Origin of the sequence: Candidatus Desulfatibia sp., from assembly GCF_036446775.1 — a bacterium.
Taxonomy (GTDB): domain Bacteria; phylum Desulfobacterota; class Desulfobacteria; order Desulfobacterales; family UBA11574; genus Desulfatibia_A.
Genome location: NZ_JAZFTO010000043.1, coordinates 1 through 18,507 on the forward strand (window position 1 = coordinate 1; position 18,507 = coordinate 18,507).

21 protein-coding genes and 1 tRNA gene are annotated in these 18,507 nt (G+C 48.1%); 10 read left to right on the forward strand and 12 right to left on the reverse strand.

Translation table 11 applies throughout. The features are described 5' to 3' along the window. The first annotated feature begins 359 nt into the window (after window positions 1–359). From V3S16_RS01885 to V3S16_RS01920, 8 genes are all read left to right on the forward strand, one after another. On the forward strand, window positions 360–869 hold the full coding sequence (locus tag V3S16_RS01885) for a PhoU domain-containing protein (protein ID WP_413882977.1): 510 nt from the start codon (window positions 360–362) through the stop codon (window positions 867–869). Window positions 870–1,031: 162 nt separating this feature from the next. After that, window positions 1,032–1,502 carry a cytochrome c3 family protein gene (locus V3S16_RS01890; protein WP_413882978.1) on the forward strand — a complete coding sequence of 157 codons (471 nt, stop codon included), beginning with the start codon at window positions 1,032–1,034 and terminating at the stop codon, window positions 1,500–1,502. Window positions 1,503–1,573: 71 nt separating this feature from the next. Continuing rightward, a complete protein-coding gene (locus V3S16_RS01895) occupies window positions 1,574–2,857 on the forward strand; it encodes a 4Fe-4S dicluster domain-containing protein (protein ID WP_413882979.1) in 1,284 nt (427 codons plus the stop codon). After that, window positions 2,850–3,809, forward strand: coding sequence for an RnfABCDGE type electron transport complex subunit D (locus tag V3S16_RS01900; RefSeq protein WP_413882980.1), 960 nt, complete (start codon window positions 2,850–2,852; stop codon window positions 3,807–3,809). The genes V3S16_RS01895 and V3S16_RS01900 overlap by 8 nt, the downstream gene beginning before the upstream one ends. Before the next feature lies 1 nt (window position 3,810). Then, window positions 3,811–4,404: an RnfABCDGE type electron transport complex subunit G gene (rnfG, locus tag V3S16_RS01905; protein WP_413882981.1), complete on the forward strand. Its 594-nt coding sequence runs from the start codon at window positions 3,811–3,813 to the stop codon at window positions 4,402–4,404. A gap of 10 nt (window positions 4,405–4,414) precedes the next feature. After that, window positions 4,415–5,035, forward strand: coding sequence for an electron transport complex subunit RsxE (gene rsxE / locus V3S16_RS01910; protein ID WP_413882982.1), 621 nt, complete (start codon window positions 4,415–4,417; stop codon window positions 5,033–5,035). Between the two features lie 14 nt (window positions 5,036–5,049). Continuing rightward, window positions 5,050–5,625, forward strand: a complete 576-nt coding sequence (locus tag V3S16_RS01915; RefSeq protein WP_413882983.1) for an electron transport complex protein RnfA — start codon at window positions 5,050–5,052, stop codon at window positions 5,623–5,625. Window positions 5,626–5,633: 8 nt separating this feature from the next. Further along, window positions 5,634–7,727 carry an FAD-dependent oxidoreductase gene (locus V3S16_RS01920; protein ID WP_413882984.1) on the forward strand — a complete coding sequence of 698 codons (2,094 nt, stop codon included), beginning with the start codon at window positions 5,634–5,636 and terminating at the stop codon, window positions 7,725–7,727. Between the two features lie 61 nt (window positions 7,728–7,788). Here V3S16_RS01920 and V3S16_RS01925 read toward each other — a convergent pair whose 3' ends face one another. From V3S16_RS01925 to V3S16_RS01980, 12 genes are all read right to left on the reverse strand, one after another. Continuing rightward, window positions 7,789–8,100, reverse strand: coding sequence for a zinc ribbon domain-containing protein (locus V3S16_RS01925; RefSeq protein WP_413882985.1), 312 nt, complete (start codon window positions 8,098–8,100; stop codon window positions 7,789–7,791). Between the two features lie 34 nt (window positions 8,101–8,134). Then, on the reverse strand, window positions 8,135–8,683 hold the full coding sequence (locus V3S16_RS01930) for a DUF1566 domain-containing protein (protein WP_413882986.1): 549 nt from the start codon (window positions 8,681–8,683) through the stop codon (window positions 8,135–8,137). Window positions 8,684–8,761: 78 nt separating this feature from the next. Beyond that, window positions 8,762–8,992: a KH domain-containing protein gene (locus V3S16_RS01935; protein ID WP_413882987.1), complete on the reverse strand. Its 231-nt coding sequence runs from the start codon at window positions 8,990–8,992 to the stop codon at window positions 8,762–8,764. 112 nt (window positions 8,993–9,104) lie between these two features. Next, window positions 9,105–10,097, reverse strand: coding sequence for an RluA family pseudouridine synthase (locus tag V3S16_RS01940; protein ID WP_413882988.1), 993 nt, complete (start codon window positions 10,095–10,097; stop codon window positions 9,105–9,107). A gap of 17 nt (window positions 10,098–10,114) precedes the next feature. Next, a complete protein-coding gene (locus tag V3S16_RS01945; RefSeq protein ID WP_413882989.1) occupies window positions 10,115–10,714 on the reverse strand; it encodes a CarD family transcriptional regulator in 600 nt (199 codons plus the stop codon). Between the two features lie 143 nt (window positions 10,715–10,857). Continuing rightward, the gene (locus V3S16_RS01950; protein ID WP_413882990.1) at window positions 10,858–12,864 is read right to left on the reverse strand and encodes a sodium-translocating pyrophosphatase; all 2,007 of its coding nucleotides are present in this window, start codon (window positions 12,862–12,864) and stop codon (window positions 10,858–10,860) included. A 20-nt stretch (window positions 12,865–12,884) separates the two neighbouring features. Continuing rightward, the gene (pth, locus tag V3S16_RS01955) at window positions 12,885–13,487 is read right to left on the reverse strand and encodes an aminoacyl-tRNA hydrolase (protein ID WP_413882991.1); all 603 of its coding nucleotides are present in this window, start codon (window positions 13,485–13,487) and stop codon (window positions 12,885–12,887) included. A gap of 38 nt (window positions 13,488–13,525) precedes the next feature. Beyond that, window positions 13,526–14,191 carry a 50S ribosomal protein L25/general stress protein Ctc gene (locus V3S16_RS01960; RefSeq protein ID WP_413882992.1) on the reverse strand — a complete coding sequence of 222 codons (666 nt, stop codon included), beginning with the start codon at window positions 14,189–14,191 and terminating at the stop codon, window positions 13,526–13,528. Window positions 14,192–14,232: 41 nt separating this feature from the next. Further along, window positions 14,233–15,171, reverse strand: coding sequence for a ribose-phosphate pyrophosphokinase (locus V3S16_RS01965; RefSeq protein WP_413882993.1), 939 nt, complete (start codon window positions 15,169–15,171; stop codon window positions 14,233–14,235). Between the two features lie 39 nt (window positions 15,172–15,210). Next, window positions 15,211–15,285 (reverse strand) — tRNA-Gln (locus tag V3S16_RS01970). A 107-nt stretch (window positions 15,286–15,392) separates the two neighbouring features. Beyond that, window positions 15,393–16,250: a 4-(cytidine 5'-diphospho)-2-C-methyl-D-erythritol kinase gene (ispE, locus tag V3S16_RS01975; protein ID WP_413882994.1), complete on the reverse strand. Its 858-nt coding sequence runs from the start codon at window positions 16,248–16,250 to the stop codon at window positions 15,393–15,395. A gap of 51 nt (window positions 16,251–16,301) precedes the next feature. Further along, a complete protein-coding gene (locus V3S16_RS01980) occupies window positions 16,302–16,730 on the reverse strand; it encodes a DUF1844 domain-containing protein (RefSeq protein WP_413882995.1) in 429 nt (142 codons plus the stop codon). A gap of 475 nt (window positions 16,731–17,205) precedes the next feature. Between V3S16_RS01980 and sfsA the strand changes: the two genes are divergently transcribed. Both sfsA and V3S16_RS01990 read left to right on the forward strand, forming a co-directional pair. Then, entirely contained in the window at window positions 17,206–17,937 is a 732-nt protein-coding gene (gene sfsA, locus V3S16_RS01985) for a DNA/RNA nuclease SfsA (protein WP_413882996.1), read from the forward strand. A gap of 78 nt (window positions 17,938–18,015) precedes the next feature. Continuing rightward, entirely contained in the window at window positions 18,016–18,270 is a 255-nt protein-coding gene (locus V3S16_RS01990; protein ID WP_413882997.1) for a helix-turn-helix domain-containing protein, read from the forward strand. Window positions 18,271–18,507: the final 237 nt, after the last annotated feature.

The window sequence follows — 18,507 nt, forward strand, 5'->3', positions numbered from 1 at the left end:
GGATTGACATTTGTATGTCGGCTGTGGGCCTGGATAATCCTGACATTAAAGATCAAAATGAAATTGATAGAATCCTTGCAAGCAAGCCGGGAGAGCTATAGCTCTAATATTCGATTTTTTCATTATTTTGAAGCTCCCTGCCGCCCTGCAAAGCGGGATTTCCGCTACGCTGCAACCCCGTTAGGCGGGATCTGGGCTTCGCTTCGACAAGCTGCGGGGTTAGCGCTCGCTGTGCAGTTCAATTAATATTTTCAGTTCACTCATCCTGCCGGAGGTACCCATGTACAAACCAGCAACTTTTTTGATCTCTGCCGCGGCCCTAACAAGTATCTTCAGCTTCTTCTTCGGGGGTTATTACAATGCGCGAAGAAAAAATCGATTTTCTGGATGAGAAAGTTGGTGAGTATCTCGTTAAAATTGTCCGGCAGGGTGTGTCGGAAGACCAGACCTCCGAAATTTATGGAATGATTTCAATCGCTAACGACATAGAGAGTATTGGCGATCTTATCCATAGAAACATGATGCCGCTTATCGCTAAAAAGAAAGAGCTTGATACTGACTTTTCGATTGAAGGCAAAGAAGAATTGATGATTTATCATCAAAAGGTATGCCGGCAAATCGACCATCTGCAGCAAGCTTTTGCTGAAAGAGACCTGGAAAAGGCGCGCGACATTATGGCCAAGGAAAGTAAATACCTGGATCTGGAAGCCCAATACCGCATAAAGCATCTGGAACGGATCCGCCATGATCGCAAGGAGTCCATCCAAACCCATGAAGTACATATGGAACTGATGGATCTCATGAAGCAGATTATTGTTTATTCCTCAAATATCGCCAAAACTTTCATTTTAAAATGCCAGCCCGACTGATATCCTGCTCTGTTAGTTTGCCCCTTAATTTTCGACAACTTTTTGAGCTTTTTTCCTTTCAGGACAAAAAGGACTTGAAAGCTTTTGGGCATTGTGATACCCGTTCTCCTTGGTTTTTAGGCCTACCCGGCAATAGCTTGATGTTGAAAGGAATGTGTAAAAATGGGTCCACAAAAAGAACTGAAACTGGCTCACAGCCTGGCTATGGTCCTGTTGATTGTGGGTATTTTAAGCTTTGCCGCCTTTCCTGCCAAAACACCGGATGAACCATTACGGATAATGTACCAATCGGTTGCAGGCAAATCCTTATTTGACCACAAGGCACATGTTGCCGTCACAGGTAGGGCCCTTGCCTGCCAAGATTGCCATCATCATTATGTGTTTGAGGGATCAGCGGTTTTAGATGAAGAAAAGGAGCCTGTGGTTCAGCTTTGCGCCGACTGTCACCCGTACAAACCAAAAGAACTAGCCTATCCTGAACCTTGTATGGAATGCCATGATGAAGAAGATCTCGATGAAGATATAGTAGTTACTGAAAGAACTGATGCCTTTCACGATCAATGTGAAAACTGCCATCTGGAGATTGAAATCGGCCCTGTAGAGGAGAGATGTGTCTGGTGCCACATCTTGTAAGCCCTCCGCCTGCAATTACAGGCGACGGTTTTTATTATGCCGTTTTACTTGAATTGAAAAAAGGTTAAACGATGATAAAACAATCTTTTATCGGTTTGGCAAAACCCCGGATTGAGTATGAAGTCCTTGATGCGGAACAGCCGGAACCCCGTTTAATTCCGGCATCTAAAAAGGTCACGCTTCTATTGGAAAAATCCCATATCCGTAACGATTCGATCCTGTTTAATATCGGGGATAAAGTCAAAACCGGCCAGAAACTTTCTTATTCCACAGACCCGGATACCTATGTAATTGCTTCGGTGACCGGCACTATCTCATCGATTTCCACATTTGAAGGTGACTACGGCAAGTCTTATACGGCCATATCAATCGATGTTGATGAAAACGAAGAATTCGACCATCAGTTTGCTGAGCTGGCCGCCAACCCAACTCTCGATACTGCCAGAAATTTTCTGTGCGGCATGCCGGGCAGCCCTTCTTTCAAAGCCTTTTCAGAGACGGACGCACCGATTCATACCATTATAATCTGCGGCGTCGACCGCGATCTACTTATAACAACCAACCAGTATGCTGTAAAAACGCATATCAAGGCCATTAAAAGCGGAATCGAAATTTTAAAGCAAATAACCGGGGTTGACAACATCTTAATGGCCGTACCCCGGCATCTCATGCAAGAAGCGATCGCCGGCGGAACCCAGGTCAGAGTTGTCGCTTCTGAATATCCGGCCACACTCCCGCATCTTATGATGCAAAGTTTGTTGGACCAGGTAGTCCCTGCCGGCAAAAGTTGTGAAGAGCTGGGGGTCTGCTTTTTGAGCGCCGAAGCAGTTGCAGCGTTTGGCAAAGCCTTTGAAGAAAGCCGCATTCCCGTTACCAAAATATTAACATTTGTTAATAAAAACAGGGATAAGTCAATGATATCAGTCAGAATCGGAACACCGATCAGCGAAATTCTGAAAGCTTATGACGTGACCTTGCATGCCAAAGAACGCCTGATTCTGGGCGGACCCCTGACCGGCTCTGCCGTCTATTCAGAAGATTACCCGGTTCAGGCGGATACCGACGCCATTATTGTTCAGGATAGCGAAAGCGTCGCCCTGGTTTCAGATTATCCCTGTATAAACTGCGGTGACTGCATCAGGATATGCCCGGCCAATATTCCGATTAACATGCTGGTCCGTTTGCTCGAAGCCGGACATTATGAGGAGGCCGCCGATCAATACGACCTGTATTCCTGCATCGAATGTGGTCTTTGCAGCTTTGTCTGTGTATCAAAAATGCCGGTTTTTCACTATATCAAGCTGGCAAAATATGAACTCGGCCGGATGCATGCAGCGGAGGCAATGGATGCATAATCACGAAAATCTGATCGTTTCACACGCTCCTTTCTGTCACATCGGGAGCACAATATCCATTCGAAATTATCATACAATGCTGGCGGCACTGCCGGCGGTGTTATTTGGCTTCTTTCACTATGGGATGCCTGCGGTCGCCGTTGTAACACTTTCCATTTCATCTGCTATTATTTGGGAACTGCTGTTTAACAAGGTGGCAAAACGGACCACCAGCATCGGCGATGGAAACGCTGCCCTTATCGGCTTCCTTTTTGCTACGCTCTTGCCGGCATCAGCTCCCTGGTGGCTGGTGATAACTGGAACTTTTGTTGCGGTGGTTATCGGAATACATATATATGGCGGCATCGGCAGCAACCCTTTCAACCCGGTCCTGCTCAGTTTAGCAATACTGATGCTGTCCTGGAAAAACTTTTTTGATTTTAACGAAGTTCTGGTGAATTACGACTTTGGCTTTGCCATGGTCTATCCGCTGGCCGCTGCCAAACATCTGGGTACAGCGGGTGTTGAAGCCTTCAGCACAGCAGGTCTGCTGCTGGGAAAGCAGTCCGGAGGCATCGGAGCAACCTTTGGATTGGGCCTTATCTTCGGTGGCATCTATCTGATTGCCCGCGGGTTTATCCGCTGGGAAATTTCGGTCTCTTTTTTAGCGGGTGTCTTTATCACCGCCCTTCTGTTTAATATCAGCAATTCCGAGCTGTATGCCGGGCCATTTTTTCATCTATTTACCGGCTACACGCTAATCGGCGCTTTTTTTCTGGCGCCCGAAAATTCATCATCTCCGGTCAACTTTATCCCCATGCTGATTTACGGTGCCGCTGCGGGGATAATGACCGTGCTGATAAGAAACATCGGCTTCTACGTTGACGGTGTGGTTTTTGCGCTCCTGCTTATGAATCTTGTCAATCCGATTTGTGACAACATCAGGCCAAAAGCGCTGGGAAAGGTTGTGTAACATGCGTGAAATGATAACAATGGTCGTTGTTTTAACAGTCTTAAGCACCTTCTCGGGCGGCGTGCTTGCCAGCCTCAAGAATGCAACCGCTGCCCGCATCGAAGTGCAGCAGCTCAAATTTGTCAAAGGCCCTGCGATAAAAATAATTCTAAAAGGCGCATCCAATGATCCCATTGCCGATCGCTTCACCATCAAAGACGGCGATACGGAAAGAAAATTCTTTGTGGGCAAATTTGACGGCAAAGCCAACACCGTGGCATTTGAAAGCTACGGGAAAGGATACGGCGGCGATGTCGGCCTGATGGTCGGCGTCAATATTGAAGACGACACGATTGTCGGCGTCGGTGTGACCACCCATATGGAAACTCCCGGATTAGGGGCCACAGCAAAGACTAATCCCGATTTTACGTCTCAATTTAAAGGCTTGTCCATCAAAGAAGCGCTGAAAATTACCAAGGACGGCGGCAAGGTCAACGCCCTGAGCGGCGCCACCATTACCTCACGGGCGGTTTGTGTAGCCGCCACCGGTGCCGGCAATATATACCGGAAACTTAAACCCCAGCTTGTAGAAAAATTAAAGGAATTCAACCAGTAGGGAGAACAAGATGACAAAAACGCTCACCCATGAATTTGTCAAAGGTCTGTGGAAAGAAGTACCGCCGCTTCGGCTTGTCCTGGGCCTCTGCCCTACCCTGGCTGTAACCAAAACAGTGGAAAACGGGATCGGAATGGGGGTTGCGACAGCCTTTGTGCTGGTGTGTTCCAATATTCTGGTTTCAGCATTGCGCAATATCATTCCACACCAGGTAAGAATAGCCTGTTTCATTATCATTATTGCGGCGTTTGTTACCGTGGCGGAACTGCTGATGCAGGCTTATACTTATCCGCTGTTTCTGTCTTTGGGTATATTTATCCCTCTGATTGTCGTCAACTGTGTCATTTTGGGTCGCGCCGAGGCCTTTGCCTACAAAAATGGTGTTATGCTCTCATTGGCGGATGGTCTGGGTATGGGTGTCGGCTTTACCCTTTCTTTAGCGGCCCTCGGTGCTGTACGTGAATTGCTCGGTGCCAACAATTTAACCATTTGGACGACAACCACTTCCGTTATCGGCCTGCAAGAAATATTTGGACCTTCCTTCCAGCCTTTTACATTCATGGTCGAAGCCCCCGGCGCATTTGTCAGCCTGGGGCTTCTGCTTTGCCTCATGAACCTGGTTGGAGACTGATAAGGAGAAGTTAGATGAGCGATTTTATAGTTCTTGCAATCAGCTGTATTTTCACAAACAATATTCTGCTGGCCCAGTACCTGGGTAACTGCCCTTTTTTAGGCACATCAAAGAAAATGGAAACCGCCATCGGCATGTCCATGGCCGTTATTTTCGTCACTGTACTTGCGGGCATTATCACGTGGATTACGGAAACATGGATTCTAAAACCGTTTGGTCTCGAGTACCTCAGAACGGTGGCGTTTATCCTCGTGATTGCATCTCTGGTGCAGTTTGTAGAGCTGTTTTTAAAAAAGAGTATCCCCGGGCTTTATGCCGGACTTGGCATTTTTCTGCCCCTGATCACGACCAATTGTGCCATCATGGGCATTGCACTTCTCAATATCAGTGCGGAATATACTTTCATGCAAGCTTTGGTCGCATCGTTTGCCTATGCCGTCGGTTTCGGTCTGGCCCTGATCCTTTTTGCCGGGGTGCGGGAACGCATCCTTTTGGCCAGAGTCCCCAAACCGCTTGAGGATTCATCCATCGGACTGATTACGGCCGGAATAATTTCACTTGCATTTTTTGCTTTCAAAGGCATGGTCTAAAGGAGGATATGGTGTTAGCAGCCGTTTTATTTATGTTGGGCCTGGGAGCAACCTGCGGAGGCATACTGAGTATTGCTTCCAAAGTTTTTTATGTTTACGAGGATCCCCGCATTGCAGAAGTGGAAGGATTCACAGCACTCGCAAATTGCGGCGGTTGCGGCTATGCCGGATGTTCAGCCGCAGCGGTTGCCGTGGTTGCCGGTGAAGCCCTGCCCAGCGTCTGCATTATTGCCGGCCCTGAATCGTCACATAATATAGCCGGCGTTATGGGGGTCGATCCGGGTACCGCTGAAGCGCTGCTTTCTTACAATACATGTGATGGCGGCGAGCGTGCGCACAACAAATTCCATTATATGGGAATCAACAGTTGCCAGGCCCTTGTCTCTCTTTACGGCGGCCAGAAGGAATGCCCCATCGGATGCCTGGGCTTAGGCGATTGTGTCAGGGCCTGTGCCTTTGATGCCCTTAAAATCGGCCCGCACGGATATCCGGTTGTAAACGAACTCAACTGTGTGGGATGCGGCGCCTGTCAAAAAGTCTGCCCCAAAGATATCATGGAAATCAAGACCATGTCCCAAAAGCTGCTCCATCTCAATCAGTTTGACGACCGCATCGCCCCTTGTCAGCAAACCTGTCCGGCCGAAATCGACATCCCCAAATATATTATGCAGATCAAACACGGCGACTACGAAGGCGCCGTCAACACCATCCGCGAGCGTAATCCGCTGCTGCTGTCCTGCGGCCGGGTCTGCCCCCATCCGTGTGAAGTCAAATGCCGCCGGGGCCTTGAAGACCAGGCCGTCTCCATCAATCAGCTCAAACGCTTTGTGGCCGACCATGAAATGAATTCAGGCGCGCACCTGCCAATATCCGTGGCCCCCTCTACCGGCAAGAAAGCGGCTGTTATCGGCGGCGGCCCGGCCGGATTGAGCTGTGCCTTTTTCCTGCGTCGTCTCGGACACGATGTCACCATCTTTGACGACAATCCCAAGCTTGGCGGCATGATTCGATACGGCATCCCGGAATACCGGCTGCCCAAAGAGGTGCTGGCCTGGGAAATCCAGGGAATTCTGGATCTGGGGGTCGAACACAAGGCCAACGTAAAGCTCGGCCGCGACTTTGACGTTGGGTCATTGATCGCCTCCGGATTTGACGCTGTATTTTTAGGTATCGGTGCCTGGAAGGATTACACTCTGGGGGTTGAAGGTGAAAATCTTAAAGGCTGTTATACAGGCATTAGTTTTTTAACCAACTTTGCCGAATGGCAGCAGGAAACACCTGATGAAGAACGGCCCTTTGTCGGCCAAAAATGCGTGGTCATCGGCGGCGGCAACACGGCCATTGACTGTGTTCGTACCCTGATGCGCCTGGGTGCTGACGAGGTGTCGATCGTCTACCGCCGTACCCGCAAAGAAATGCCGGCCAACGAAGTTGAAATCGTCGCCGCCGAACATGAAGGCATCAATTTTGTCTTTTTAGCGGCCCCGACAAAAGTCATCGGTGATGAGGACGGCAATGTTATTGAACTGGAATACCTGAAGATGAAGCTTGGTGAACCGGATGCCAGCGGCCGGCGCCGACCGGTCCCCATAGAAGGCTCCGAAACTGTCCTCGAAATCGACATGCTGATTACGGCCATCGGTCAAGGTCCGGATGTGTTTTTCAAGAAAGAAAACAAAATGCTCGACCAAGATCTGAAGATTACACGCTGGAATACCATCGATTCCGAAGATGAGATAGCACTGCAATCCAGTATACCGTATATTTTTACCGGCGGTGACTCTGCCACCGGCGCTGATCTGGTTGTATCCGCTATCGGCGGAGGCCGGCGGGCCGCCCGCTCGATTCACATGTACCTGACCGGCGAGGATCTCACGCCGCCTGAAAAAACGCTGTTTAAAAATAATATACAGGAATCGATTTTTGATTCAGTGCCGGGGATCGTTAAAAAGAAGCGCACACCGATGCCCGAACTCCCTGTGGATGAACGCACAAAATCATTTGCGGAAGCTGACCTTGTTATCACTGAAGAAGATGCTATTTATGAGTCCAACCGCTGCCTGAACTGCTGCATTTACTGTTACGATCCGGACAACTCGTGAAACTAAAGGACAAAGGGCATCCCTGAGCGCAAAGCGTTGTGAGACCTTAGCGCTCTTTTTTTTAGAAGAGCCCCAGCGCTTTGGCTTGATCCCGAAACCGTAGGTACAGGTCTTTCATAATAAAATAAGACCAAACAGTAAGTGCAATAACTATAAACGAGACCACAAACTTAGTAACTTTTTTATAACGCGGATGCAACCATACCAGCGGCAAAGCAAATGGACCAAAGGAGAGGAACGCAATCACAACAATTGCGGTAGAAAAATACCATTTTGTTTTGGGTTGATCGGATTTATTTAAAAACTCGTCGCAAAAAGGGCATTTAAGGGCCTCTTTTTTTATTTCACCCGCACAAGCAGGGCATGTTTTCATAGATTCTCTCCCATGGAGTCTTTAGCTTCAATCATCATTTCCTGGAACGTACGGCAAAACCCCGATTTCTCATAGCGTAACTGCGCTTGGTCCATTTATCAAGACCATAGCTTAAGCTGAAGAGCCACGCCAAAGATCCTTTAGTTTCCCCGGACCAGACCCAGCTCCCAGTTGTATTTGCTAAAACAGTTATGTCGCCTTGCTGATAAAGAGTTTTCAGTTCCTCCATGGTTGGCATGCGCCAGCCGCTGCCATTAATTGTAAGGCTTTGTACCCAAGACCGGGCCTCATCCCAAGTTGTATCTCTGTCCGGCCCGGCAACCCATTCAAAACCGGGCTTTGCATCTTGGGCCCCGGCCGGCTCTGACTGATAATTTTCAGATCGACTGGAACTATTTTCAGAATCTGTATATTTTTTTCCGCTTTCTGGTTGAGAAATAAGAGAATTTTCTATATATATCTCAGGCTTTGTATATTGCTTAAACCCTTCTGCTTTCAAAATAGAAGGGTCTTCGATATTTGATGATACGCACCCATCAAGCAATAATAGCATAGCCAGCAAAAAGCAAAAATACTTCTTCATAGAGGCACAAAAAGAGAGCTTGCAAGAAATCATAAATGCGCGGCAGACATGAGCACACCCTCTAGGAAAACTATTGCACTATCCTATAATTTCCAGAACAGCGCGGTTTTTTACCTTGGCAGAAGCAGCGCCTAATATGGTCCGTATGGCTCGCGCAGTCCGGCCCTGCTTGCCGATTATCTTCCCAATATCCTCTTTAGCCACTTTAAGTTCGATTACCGAAATCTGAGAACCCTCTACTTCCGTAACTACTATTTGCTCCGGATGGTCAACCAATGCCTGTGCTATGCGTGTGATTAAGTCTTTCAAAGCGGTATCTCCTTTATCGACAGTTGAGAAGAACCTAGGACCCTCGCCCTATTGGAGTAATATAAGGATATAATAAAAAAATGCTAACTTCAAGGTGAATCGCAAGTTTAAGTTATGAATTGTCCGGGTTAGGCGGGCTCTGTTTCTGCAGGCGCAAGGCTCTTATCAGTTCTTGCATGTCTCGTGGAACAGGCGCTTCAAATGTAACGGTTGTTTCTGTTGCCGGATGGACAAATTCCAGGCGACGGGCATGCAGCATCTGTCTGGTGACAGCAGCAAAAATGTCTGACAAGCCGTTGCCTTTTGCAATGGTTTTCCGCGTCCTGCGGCCACCGTATACGGTATCACCAACAATCGGATGGCCCATGGCGGTGCAATGAACCCTGATCTGGTGAGTGCGTCCGGTTTTCAACTTGAGATCAATCAACGTTGCACCCCAGAGCCGCTTCCTGACCTGCCACGAAGTTTCGGCTCCGCGGCTTTTGCGACTTGCGGTCGACATCCGCTTTCTGTCTGTTGGATGGCGCCCCACGGGCAAAGAAATTGTGCCTGATTCCGCTTGCATTTCACCATGAACAAGCGCCAGGTAGTCCTTTTTAATCTTTCTTGACTTGAATTGCCTGGCCAGGTGCTGATGGGCAACAGCGTTTTTGGCAACGACCAGAACTCCGGAGGTGTCCTTGTCAAGCCGGTGCACAATCCCCGGCCTGAGCTCACCGCCAATCCCTTCAAGATCCGGACAGTGATAAAGAAGTCCATGGACTAAAGTGCCGGTCGCGTGCCCCGGCGCAGGATGGACGACAAGATCCGGCGGCTTATTAACCACGATAAGGTGCTTGTCTTCGAAAAGAATATTGATATCAAGCGGCTCAGGTACCAGATCCACCGGCACAGGCGGCGGTATGCGTCCACTAATAGCATCCCCTGGCCTCACCCGATAGCCTGGCTTCTTAACCACTCCCTGTACCCTTATGGCTCCATTGCGGATCAGACCGGTGGCAACAGCGCGGCTGCAAGCAGCAATGCGGGAGGCAACAAACAAATCAAGGCGCCGGCCTGAGTTGGCCTCATCAACCAGAATTGTAAAGGCACTTGCATTGGGCATGCTTGTGTAGGAGAGGGTTATTTGTCAGAATTATCGATATTTTCGGAGTCGTCGGATTTCTCGCTGCCTTGCTCTTTTTCAGGTGCGAGCAGTAGCTCGATCTCTGAAATAATTGTCTGTTCATCAGTATTTCTAGCGGTGGAAAGTTCCATTACCAGCAGAAGCTGGGCCGTATCGAAAAGTTTGCGTTCGCCGAAAGAGAGATCTTTTGTTAATTTTAAAAGGGAAAGATCCCTGAAAACCTCGGCCACATCATAAAGTGAACCGGTCTTGATCTTGTCCATATATTCTCGATAACGGCGATTCCAGGTCTGGGTTTCGGCAGGGGATTCCCGTCTTTGCTTCATGACCTCGTACACTTTGGGTATCTCTTTTTTATCAATGATATCCCTTAATCTCACTTGCTCCACATTAGATGTAGGAATCATAATGATCATGTCGTTTTCGAGTATTTTCATCATATAAAAGTCATGAGTTTCGCCGTTGACAATCTTGGTTTCAATGGCATTAATCCGGCCAACACCGTGCGCCGGGTAGACGGCAAGATCACCCACTTTAAATTCCCGCACTTTTTGGCCGGCTGGTTTCGGCTGTTCCTTGGCTTTTTTCTTACTCATCTTTGCACCAACTTATATGATTTTAAGAAACCCTTTATCATTTTATAGCATACATCCAAACAACAATCAATAAAAAAGGATTGGCGCCATAATGCGCCAATCCTTTTTTAATTTAACAGATTTTATGTGAATGCCGTAACCTACTACAGAAATGGTACCATCAGCAAAGCAACGACATTCAATATCTTGATCATGGGGTTAATGGCAGGACCGGCGGTATCCTTGTAAGGATCGCCGACGGTGTCACCGGTAACGGCAGCTTTATGGGCATCGCTGCCCTTGCCGCCCAGGTGGCCGTCTTCAATATATTTCTTGGCGTTGTCCCAGGCCGCCCCGCCGGTAGTCATGGAAATGGCCAAAAAAACACCGGTAACGATACTACCGATGAGCATGCCGCCCAATGCGACCTTGCCCAGCAATAAACCGACAACAATTGGTGCCACTACCGGCAGCAGTGCCGGAGCGATCATTTCGCTTAAGGCAAATTTGGTAACAATGTCAACGCAAGCCGCATAATCGGGTTTGGCCGTACCTTCCATAATACCCGGAATCTCGCGGAACTGGCGACGGACCTCATCAACCACGGCGCCGCCGGCAGCGCCGACCGCTTTCATGGCAGCCGAAGCAAACAGGTAGGGCAAAAGGCCGCCGATAAAAAGACCGATGATAACATTTACATCGGCCAGATCGAATTTAATTTCAGCCCCTTTGCCGTGGAGGGCAAATTCCTGTACATAGGCTGCAAACAGAACCAGGGCCGCCAGAGCGGCCGAACCAATGGCATACCCCTTGGTAACCGCCTTGGTGGTATTTCCGACCGCATCCAGCGGATCGGTGACGGCCCGTACGCTATCGTCCAGGCCGGCCATTACGGCAATTCCGCCGGCATTATCGGTAATGGGCCCGTAAGCATCGATGGCAATCACCATGCCGGTCATGGAAAGCATGGACATGGCTGCCATGGCAATGCCGTAAAGACCGGCAAAGCGGTATGCCATAAAAATTGCCAGGCAGATGGCCAGAATCGGCAGAGCCGTGGCCTGCATGCTGACCGCCAGACCGGCGATTATATTTGTGCCGTGGCCGGTCGTGGATGCAGTTGCAATGGATTTAACCGGCCCGTAAATACCGGTGTAGTATTCGGTAATGATAACAATCACAACCGTAAGAATAAGCCCGATCAGCGTACAATAGTAAATGTCCATGGCGGAAATTTCACCCAAACCGCCCATAAGCTTTACGCTTACAAAATAGAAGGCAACGCCCGCTATGATGGCAGCGCCGAACATACCCTTGTACAGGGCGCCCATGATGTATTCACTGCGGCCGAGTCTCACAAAGAAAACGGCAATGATGGAAGCGATAATGGAAATCGCGCCCAGCACCAGCGGGAATTCTATTACCATGGGGTTTTTGGGCCACAGAAGAGAACCGATAAGCATGGCCGCCACGGCCGTAATCGCATAGGTCTCGAAAAGATCGGCCGCCATACCGGCACAGTCGCCTACATTGTCGCCTACATTGTCGGCAATCGTCGCCGGGTTGCGGGGATCGTCTTCAGGAATACCGGCCTCGAGCTTGCCGACAAGGTCGGCACCCACATCAGCTCCCTTGGTAAAGATACCGCCGCCGAGCCGTGCGAAAATCGAAATCAGACTGCCGCCGAATCCTAAGGCCACCAGGGCGATAATATCATGGGTGGCGGCATAGAACCCGGCCACGGACATCAGTGCCAGACCGGCCACCATCATCCCTGTAACCGTACCGCCTCTGAAGGCCATGGACAGGCCGGCCGCCAGCCCACTTTTGGCAGCTTCCGTTGTTCTCACATTGGCGATAACCGATACCCGCATGCCGATATACCCTGCCGAAAATGATGCCACGGCACCGATCATAAATCCAATGGCAGCCTTGGGACCCAAGGTGAAATAGATGATGATAAAAATTATAATACCGGCAACACTCATACTTTTGAGCTGGCGGTTAAGATAGGCGATAGCGCCCTCTTGAATAGCAGCGGCAATCTCCTGCATCTTTTCATCTCCGGCCGGCGCGCCTTTGACTACTCCGGCCAGAATAATCGCAAAAAGTACCCCTACAGCACCGACCAGCGTGCAAATCAACGGTATATTGTTCATTACAACTTCCATTCTTTCCTCCATCTGAAAACTTAGCTGTCGATTAGAATTCTCTTGTCATTGAATCTGTTCATGCCTTCTTCTGTACCTTTACATAAGATCGTAACAACCGCCTCACGGGCCTTGGTACTGATCTGCTCCAGCACCTTTCTTTCTTCCGGATCAAATCGGCCCAAAACATGATCAGTAACACTAATCTCATTTTCAGAACGCCCGACGCCGATGCGCAGGCGTACAAACTCATCGCCGCCCAAGGCTTGCCTTAACGATCTTACGCCTTTATGTCCCCCATCGCCTCCTCTCTTTTTTATTTTTAATCTGCCAAATGCAAGGTCTATGTCGTCGTGGATTACCAACACATCCTCGCATAATATCTTATAATAATTTGATATTTTTTGTACCGGCGGCCCGCTGCGATTCATAAAGGCCAGCGGTTTAACCAGGATAGTGTTAACACCCTCTATAGTGCCGCGTCCATAGAACAAATTGGGAAAAGACCTGCTTTTTTTAAGGGCAACCGAACAAAAATCGGCAACCTCATCCAAAACCATGAATCCGACATTATGACGGGTTTGCCTGTATGTATCACCTGGATTTCCCAATCCAACGACCAGGCGAACTCTTTTGGGTTGCATGTTTCAAACAATCAAGACAGGTTTAGAAAAGAAAAAGACTATTCTGCATCGCCGGCATCAGGTGCCGCGGCGGCCTCGTCTTCCGCGCCGGGCTCTTCAGCTTCCTCTTCATCTTCCAATTCCTCGACCTCTACTTCTTCAATCTTCGGGCTGAGAATGGTTACGACCGTAAAATGGTCGTCATCCATCAATTCAATATCCCCTTCTATTGCGATCTTGCCGGCATGGATCGAATCGCCAATGTCAAGGTCGGTAACATCAATATCAATCGATTCAGGTATCTCGAAGGGCAGGCACGATACCTCCAGTGCTCTTCTTACAATCTGCAAAAGGCCCCCGTTTTCCACACCTATTGATTTGCCTTTAATAGCAATAGGAACTTTAACCGTTATCTTGCGATCCAGGGCGATTTCATAGAAATCGACATGTAGAAAATCCCTTGAAACCGGATGGGTCTGCAATTCCTTGATCATGGCAGACTTTGTGGATGTTTCGCCGTTTTGAATCACAACGTTCAAAAGAACCTGACCGACCTTACTTTTTTTCAGAACCTGTTCCAGGTCATTGACGGCAACCGAAAGCAATATAGGTTCCGTATCCGAACCGTAAAGTACAGCCGGTATCTTTCCCTGACGCCGCAAGGCTCTAGCCGGGCCGTTGCCGACTTGTGTTCTAATATTGGTTTTGAGTTCTACAAAATCCAAGTATGCTTCCTCCTTAAACACTAGTAAAAACGGTATGTTTTTTATACAAAAAGAGAAGTTACCGAATCTCCCATATGGCTGCGGGCAATAGCCTCACCAACCAGCGCTGCAATTGAAAGTACTTTTACCTTTTCACAGGCTTGGGCATTTTTCTGTAAAGGTATTGTATCGGTAACAACCATGGTTTTTAAAGCCGAAGCCTCAATGCGCTCAACCGCCGGGCCGGACAGCACCGCATGGGCACAGCAAGCATGGATCTCCTGGGCCCCCTTCTCTGTAAGAGCCTCGGCAGCTTCGGTTAAGGTGCCGGCAGTGTCAACCATATCGTCGAGAATAACCACTACTTTTCCGGCTACATCCCCGATTACGGCCATGGCCTGCGCCCGGTTGGGCGCATCCCGGCGTTTATCAACAATAGCAAGTTGTGCATTCAGACGCTTGGCAAAGGCCCGAGCCCTTTCAACTCCTCCCGCATCAGGAGAGACAATTACAAGATCCCCATCAAAATTTTCCCTCATATAATCGATCAGCACGGGTGCTGCAAAAAGGTTATCAACCGGAATGTTGAAAAAACCCTGTATCTGGCCGGCATGCAAATCCATGGTAATAATTCTGGTGGCGCCGGCAACCGTCAGCAAGTCCGCAACCAGCTTGGCACTGATAGGGACACGCGGTGCTACTTTTTTGTCTTGCCTTGCATAGCCGTAATAAGGAATTACCGCTGTAACCCCGGTAGCCGAAGCACGCTTCATGGCGTCTATCATCAGCAGCAGTTCCACCAGGTTTTCGTTCACCGGCGCACAGGTCGATTGAATAATAAATACATCTCTTTTTCTTACGTTTTCATCGATTTCGATCTGTATTTCACCGTCACTAAATCGCTTTACTTTTTCACCACCAAGGGCAACACCCAGATAATCGCATATTTTTTGGGAAAGCTGCGGGTTTGAATTACCCGAAAAAATTATAAAATCTTCCATCTATTTTTTCCCCGTCTCAGATAATCGGCCAGCAAAGTCTGGCTGGGGCGGGAGGATTCGAACCTCCGAATGCAGGAACCAAAATCCTGTGTCTTACCACTTGACTACGCCCCATAAGCAAAGATGCAAAATCCTACAAAACACAAAATACTAAACACCAAACACCTGGCGAATTCGGCTTTTTACGACGCCATCAAGTTTGACTCATCTATCCTGCATCATCAGCTTGTATCCGACGTTATCATATCCACAAGATACAGCTGCCAATTATCATTTCTTAAAAGAGCCTTATTTGCCGTTTGGGCTGTTGCGGAATCAGTAAAAAGTCCAAATACGGTCGACCCGCTGCCTGACATAAGGGCGCCGATTGCCCCCTGCTTCAATAGCGCCTCTTTTGCTGTAAGTATCTCCGGGTGTTTTGAAGCGGCAACGGTTTCTAGATCGTTGCACAAATGTTGCCTGACATCAAAGTCCTCTTTTCCCAAGAGTGAATAATTAATTTTTTTTTTGCATTTTGTCAATCCTAAATTCAGTTTTTTATATACCTCGGCCGTCGAAACGCTAAATCCCGGATAAATAAGTAAAATCTTTAACTTCTCAAGCCCCGCGTAAGCTTCCAGCTTCTCACCGATGCCGGTAGCGATGGCCGGCCGGCCTAGTAAAAAAAAGGGGACATCCGCCCCGATGGAGAGCCCCAGGGCGGCAAGATCTTCATGCGAAAACGGATACCCGTAATAGCGATTCAATCCCAGCAAAACCGCGGCAGCATTACTGCTTCCCCCGCCCAGACCGGCTGCAACCGGTATCTGTTTTTCAATCAAAATACCAACTCCTTCATTTTTGCCCAGGGATTTAAAAAAAAGATCCGCAGCTGCAAAAGCAAGGTTTGAACTGTCTTCCGGAACGCCGCAATGCTTGCAGACAACAGCGGTGGCCCCAATGCCAAAGGTGAGTGTTACCGTATCGTACAGAGTGATACAACACATCAGGCTGATCAAATCATGGTAGCCGTCTGGTCTTTTACCTGAAACCTGTAAAAACAGGTTTATTTTTGCCGGAGCAAGAATCTTCATAGGCATTTCTCAGATTCTGTCTATCCCACTATCCCAAATTTTTCATCCGGGCTCTCTCTAACCTTTTTCTTTGACGTAAATCATTCTCAGATCGTAAAGTATATTTTTCAACATACTCTCTTCGTCCTCGGTCAAATTCCCGCGAGTCTTTTCTTCCAACATCCCCAAAATATCGATGGTCTGTTTTGCAAGAGCTAAATTTTTCACCTTTTTCCCGGAGGCAGGATCATCGATTATCCCTAGATGCGCAAGCACCGAAGAATTCAAAGAAAATATAAAGGTTGCAAAATTTATTTCCGGCAACTGAAAACTTTCGGCATCCTCCCCGGATGCAGCCGCATCTTCTGAATCGGGAGCTTGCGCTTCTTCTTCAGAAGATTCAGCCCTTTCTTCTTCCTTTGCAGCCCTTTCTTCTTCCTGGTGGTCCTGGCCTTCTTCCGAAAACATTCTTTTGTCTTTGATAATAAAATCTTTTTTTTCAGGCATTTCCATCCTCCTGGCTTACCGTTAGTAACAATAATTAAATACAGGTAACGGGCACCCACAGAAACTGTTTATTTAACAAAGATTATTTAACTTTTCAAGGAGTAGATTGACCCGGATTTTTCATGAAGAAGGTTTGCAACACTTAAAGCATACATTAACTTTTTAAAATCAGCTGTTTATCTGTCGGTGGCCTTAAGTGCGCAAATAAAATCGTGTTACGATTTTATGAAACTCCCGCCCCGCTGAAAACGGGACGGGATCTAATAAGCGAAAGGCACCGCACTTTCGCATTAAAAAGGTTGCTATCCTTTCTTTTATTTGAATCCATCCCGCGCTGCCCCGCTAGACGGGATCTGCGCACCGCTCCGACAAGCAGGGGGGAATTCAAATAAAAGGTCCCGCATAATAATTTCAGCTTAGGGAAAATAAATGTTTTGGGTTTCGATTCAATTTCAGATCTGCTAAAAAGATAAACATGAACACGCCTGAAACTTCAAAAAAAAGCCCGGGTCTGCTCTGGCCTGAACTTATCCCCGGCATCCTTGTTAAAAGATACAAGCGTTTCATAGCAGATGTACAATTGGATAATGGAAAGGTCGTTACGGCCCACTGTCCCAATTCAGGCAGCATGAAGGCCTGCTGCCGGCCCGGTCGCCCGGTCTATCTGTCGTACCACGACGATCCCAAACGGAAACTAAAGTATACCTGGGAAATCATCGCGATGCCCGCCTCATTTGTAGGTATCAACACGCAGGTGCCAAACCGGCTGGTTTCCAAATCGATTAAAGCCGGCCGGGTGCAAGAACTTAACGGTTATGACCACCTGGCTCGGGAAGTTAAAATTTCCAGCAGTTCCCGGCTCGATATTATGTTAAGCAGGGGGAAGACGGACCGTTGCTACATAGAAATTAAAAATTGCACCCTGGTTGAAGAAGGTGTTGCCCTCTTCCCTGACGCCGTCACCCGCAGAGGGCGCAAGCATCTGATTGAACTGCAGGAACTTGCGGCTTCAGGTTTTCGCTGCGTCATGTTCTATCTTATTCAACGCATGGATGCCAGGATGTTCAAGCCGGCCGACCATATCGATCCCGCCTACGGCGAAGAATTGAGACGCGCGGCTGAGAACGGAATCGAGATACTGGTTTACGACGTGCATATCGATTTGAAAACCATCATATTAAACCGGAAAATACCCTATCAGATATAAAATCGCTTCGCGATTTTATACAGCGTCCTGTTTGACTTCGGCGCACGACTCATATACATATACGATTCTCCTTCACATATGCTGCAAAACGCCCTGCAGTATGCCATTGTAAAATGCCGCGCCAAAGTAATTTTGCCTAATGATCTGCCCATGGAAATTAAGGATGGTACAAAAATCCGCTCCGGAACCGGACCTTTAAGGAAACTCGAAATCGATGCTGTCAAAGCCGCCCTGGAAAAATGCGCAGGGAACAAGACCAGAGCGGCCAAACTTCTCGGCATCGGACGGGCGACCTTATACCGCTTCCTATCGGCCCACCCTGATATTACATAAAGATCTCCTTGAAAATTATGATTTTATAGTTACTATTAATAATAATTCCTGTTAAGCTTTGCGCCTATTTCTGCGCCATTCAATAATACATTGAAAAAGATATGCTTAGCGCCGGATTATCATTGCCGGAGATGGAAAGTAAATTTTAATTGAAAACAAAATGTTTTTATATTATCTTTTCCAGAATGCGTACTTTAGGATTCTGATAACAAAAGGAAAAATACATGTCTGAACAAC

Bases quoted from the DNA above. Each gene is read 5' to 3' on its own strand.
- V3S16_RS01885 (WP_413882977.1), top strand. From the start codon at position 360: ATGCGCGAAGAAAAAATCGATTTTCTGGATGAGAAAGTTGGTGAGTAT.
- V3S16_RS01890 (WP_413882978.1), top strand. From the start codon at position 1,032: ATGGGTCCACAAAAAGAACTGAAACTGGCTCACAGCCTGGCTATGGTC.
- V3S16_RS01895 (WP_413882979.1), top strand. From the start codon at position 1,574: ATGATAAAACAATCTTTTATCGGTTTGGCAAAACCCCGGATTGAGTAT.
- V3S16_RS01900 (WP_413882980.1), top strand. From the start codon at position 2,850: ATGCATAATCACGAAAATCTGATCGTTTCACACGCTCCTTTCTGTCAC.
- rnfG (WP_413882981.1), top strand. From the start codon at position 3,811: ATGCGTGAAATGATAACAATGGTCGTTGTTTTAACAGTCTTAAGCACC.
- rsxE (WP_413882982.1), top strand. From the start codon at position 4,415: ATGACAAAAACGCTCACCCATGAATTTGTCAAAGGTCTGTGGAAAGAA.
- V3S16_RS01915 (WP_413882983.1), top strand. From the start codon at position 5,050: ATGAGCGATTTTATAGTTCTTGCAATCAGCTGTATTTTCACAAACAAT.
- V3S16_RS01920 (WP_413882984.1), top strand. From the start codon at position 5,634: ATGGTGTTAGCAGCCGTTTTATTTATGTTGGGCCTGGGAGCAACCTGC.
- V3S16_RS01925 (WP_413882985.1), bottom strand. From the start codon at position 8,100: ATGAAAACATGCCCTGCTTGTGCGGGTGAAATAAAAAAAGAGGCCCTT.
- V3S16_RS01930 (WP_413882986.1), bottom strand. From the start codon at position 8,683: ATGAAGAAGTATTTTTGCTTTTTGCTGGCTATGCTATTATTGCTTGAT.
- V3S16_RS01940 (WP_413882988.1), bottom strand. From the start codon at position 10,097: ATGCCCAATGCAAGTGCCTTTACAATTCTGGTTGATGAGGCCAACTCA.
- V3S16_RS01945 (WP_413882989.1), bottom strand. From the start codon at position 10,714: ATGAGTAAGAAAAAAGCCAAGGAACAGCCGAAACCAGCCGGCCAAAAA.
- V3S16_RS01950 (WP_413882990.1), bottom strand. From the start codon at position 12,864: ATGGAAGTTGTAATGAACAATATACCGTTGATTTGCACGCTGGTCGGT.
- pth (WP_413882991.1), bottom strand. From the start codon at position 13,487: ATGCAACCCAAAAGAGTTCGCCTGGTCGTTGGATTGGGAAATCCAGGT.
- V3S16_RS01965 (WP_413882993.1), bottom strand. From the start codon at position 15,171: ATGGAAGATTTTATAATTTTTTCGGGTAATTCAAACCCGCAGCTTTCC.
- ispE (WP_413882994.1), bottom strand. From the start codon at position 16,250: ATGCCTATGAAGATTCTTGCTCCGGCAAAAATAAACCTGTTTTTACAG.
- V3S16_RS01980 (WP_413882995.1), bottom strand. From the start codon at position 16,730: ATGCCTGAAAAAAAAGATTTTATTATCAAAGACAAAAGAATGTTTTCG.
- sfsA (WP_413882996.1), top strand. From the start codon at position 17,206: ATGAACACGCCTGAAACTTCAAAAAAAAGCCCGGGTCTGCTCTGGCCT.
- V3S16_RS01990 (WP_413882997.1), top strand. From the start codon at position 18,016: ATGCTGCAAAACGCCCTGCAGTATGCCATTGTAAAATGCCGCGCCAAA.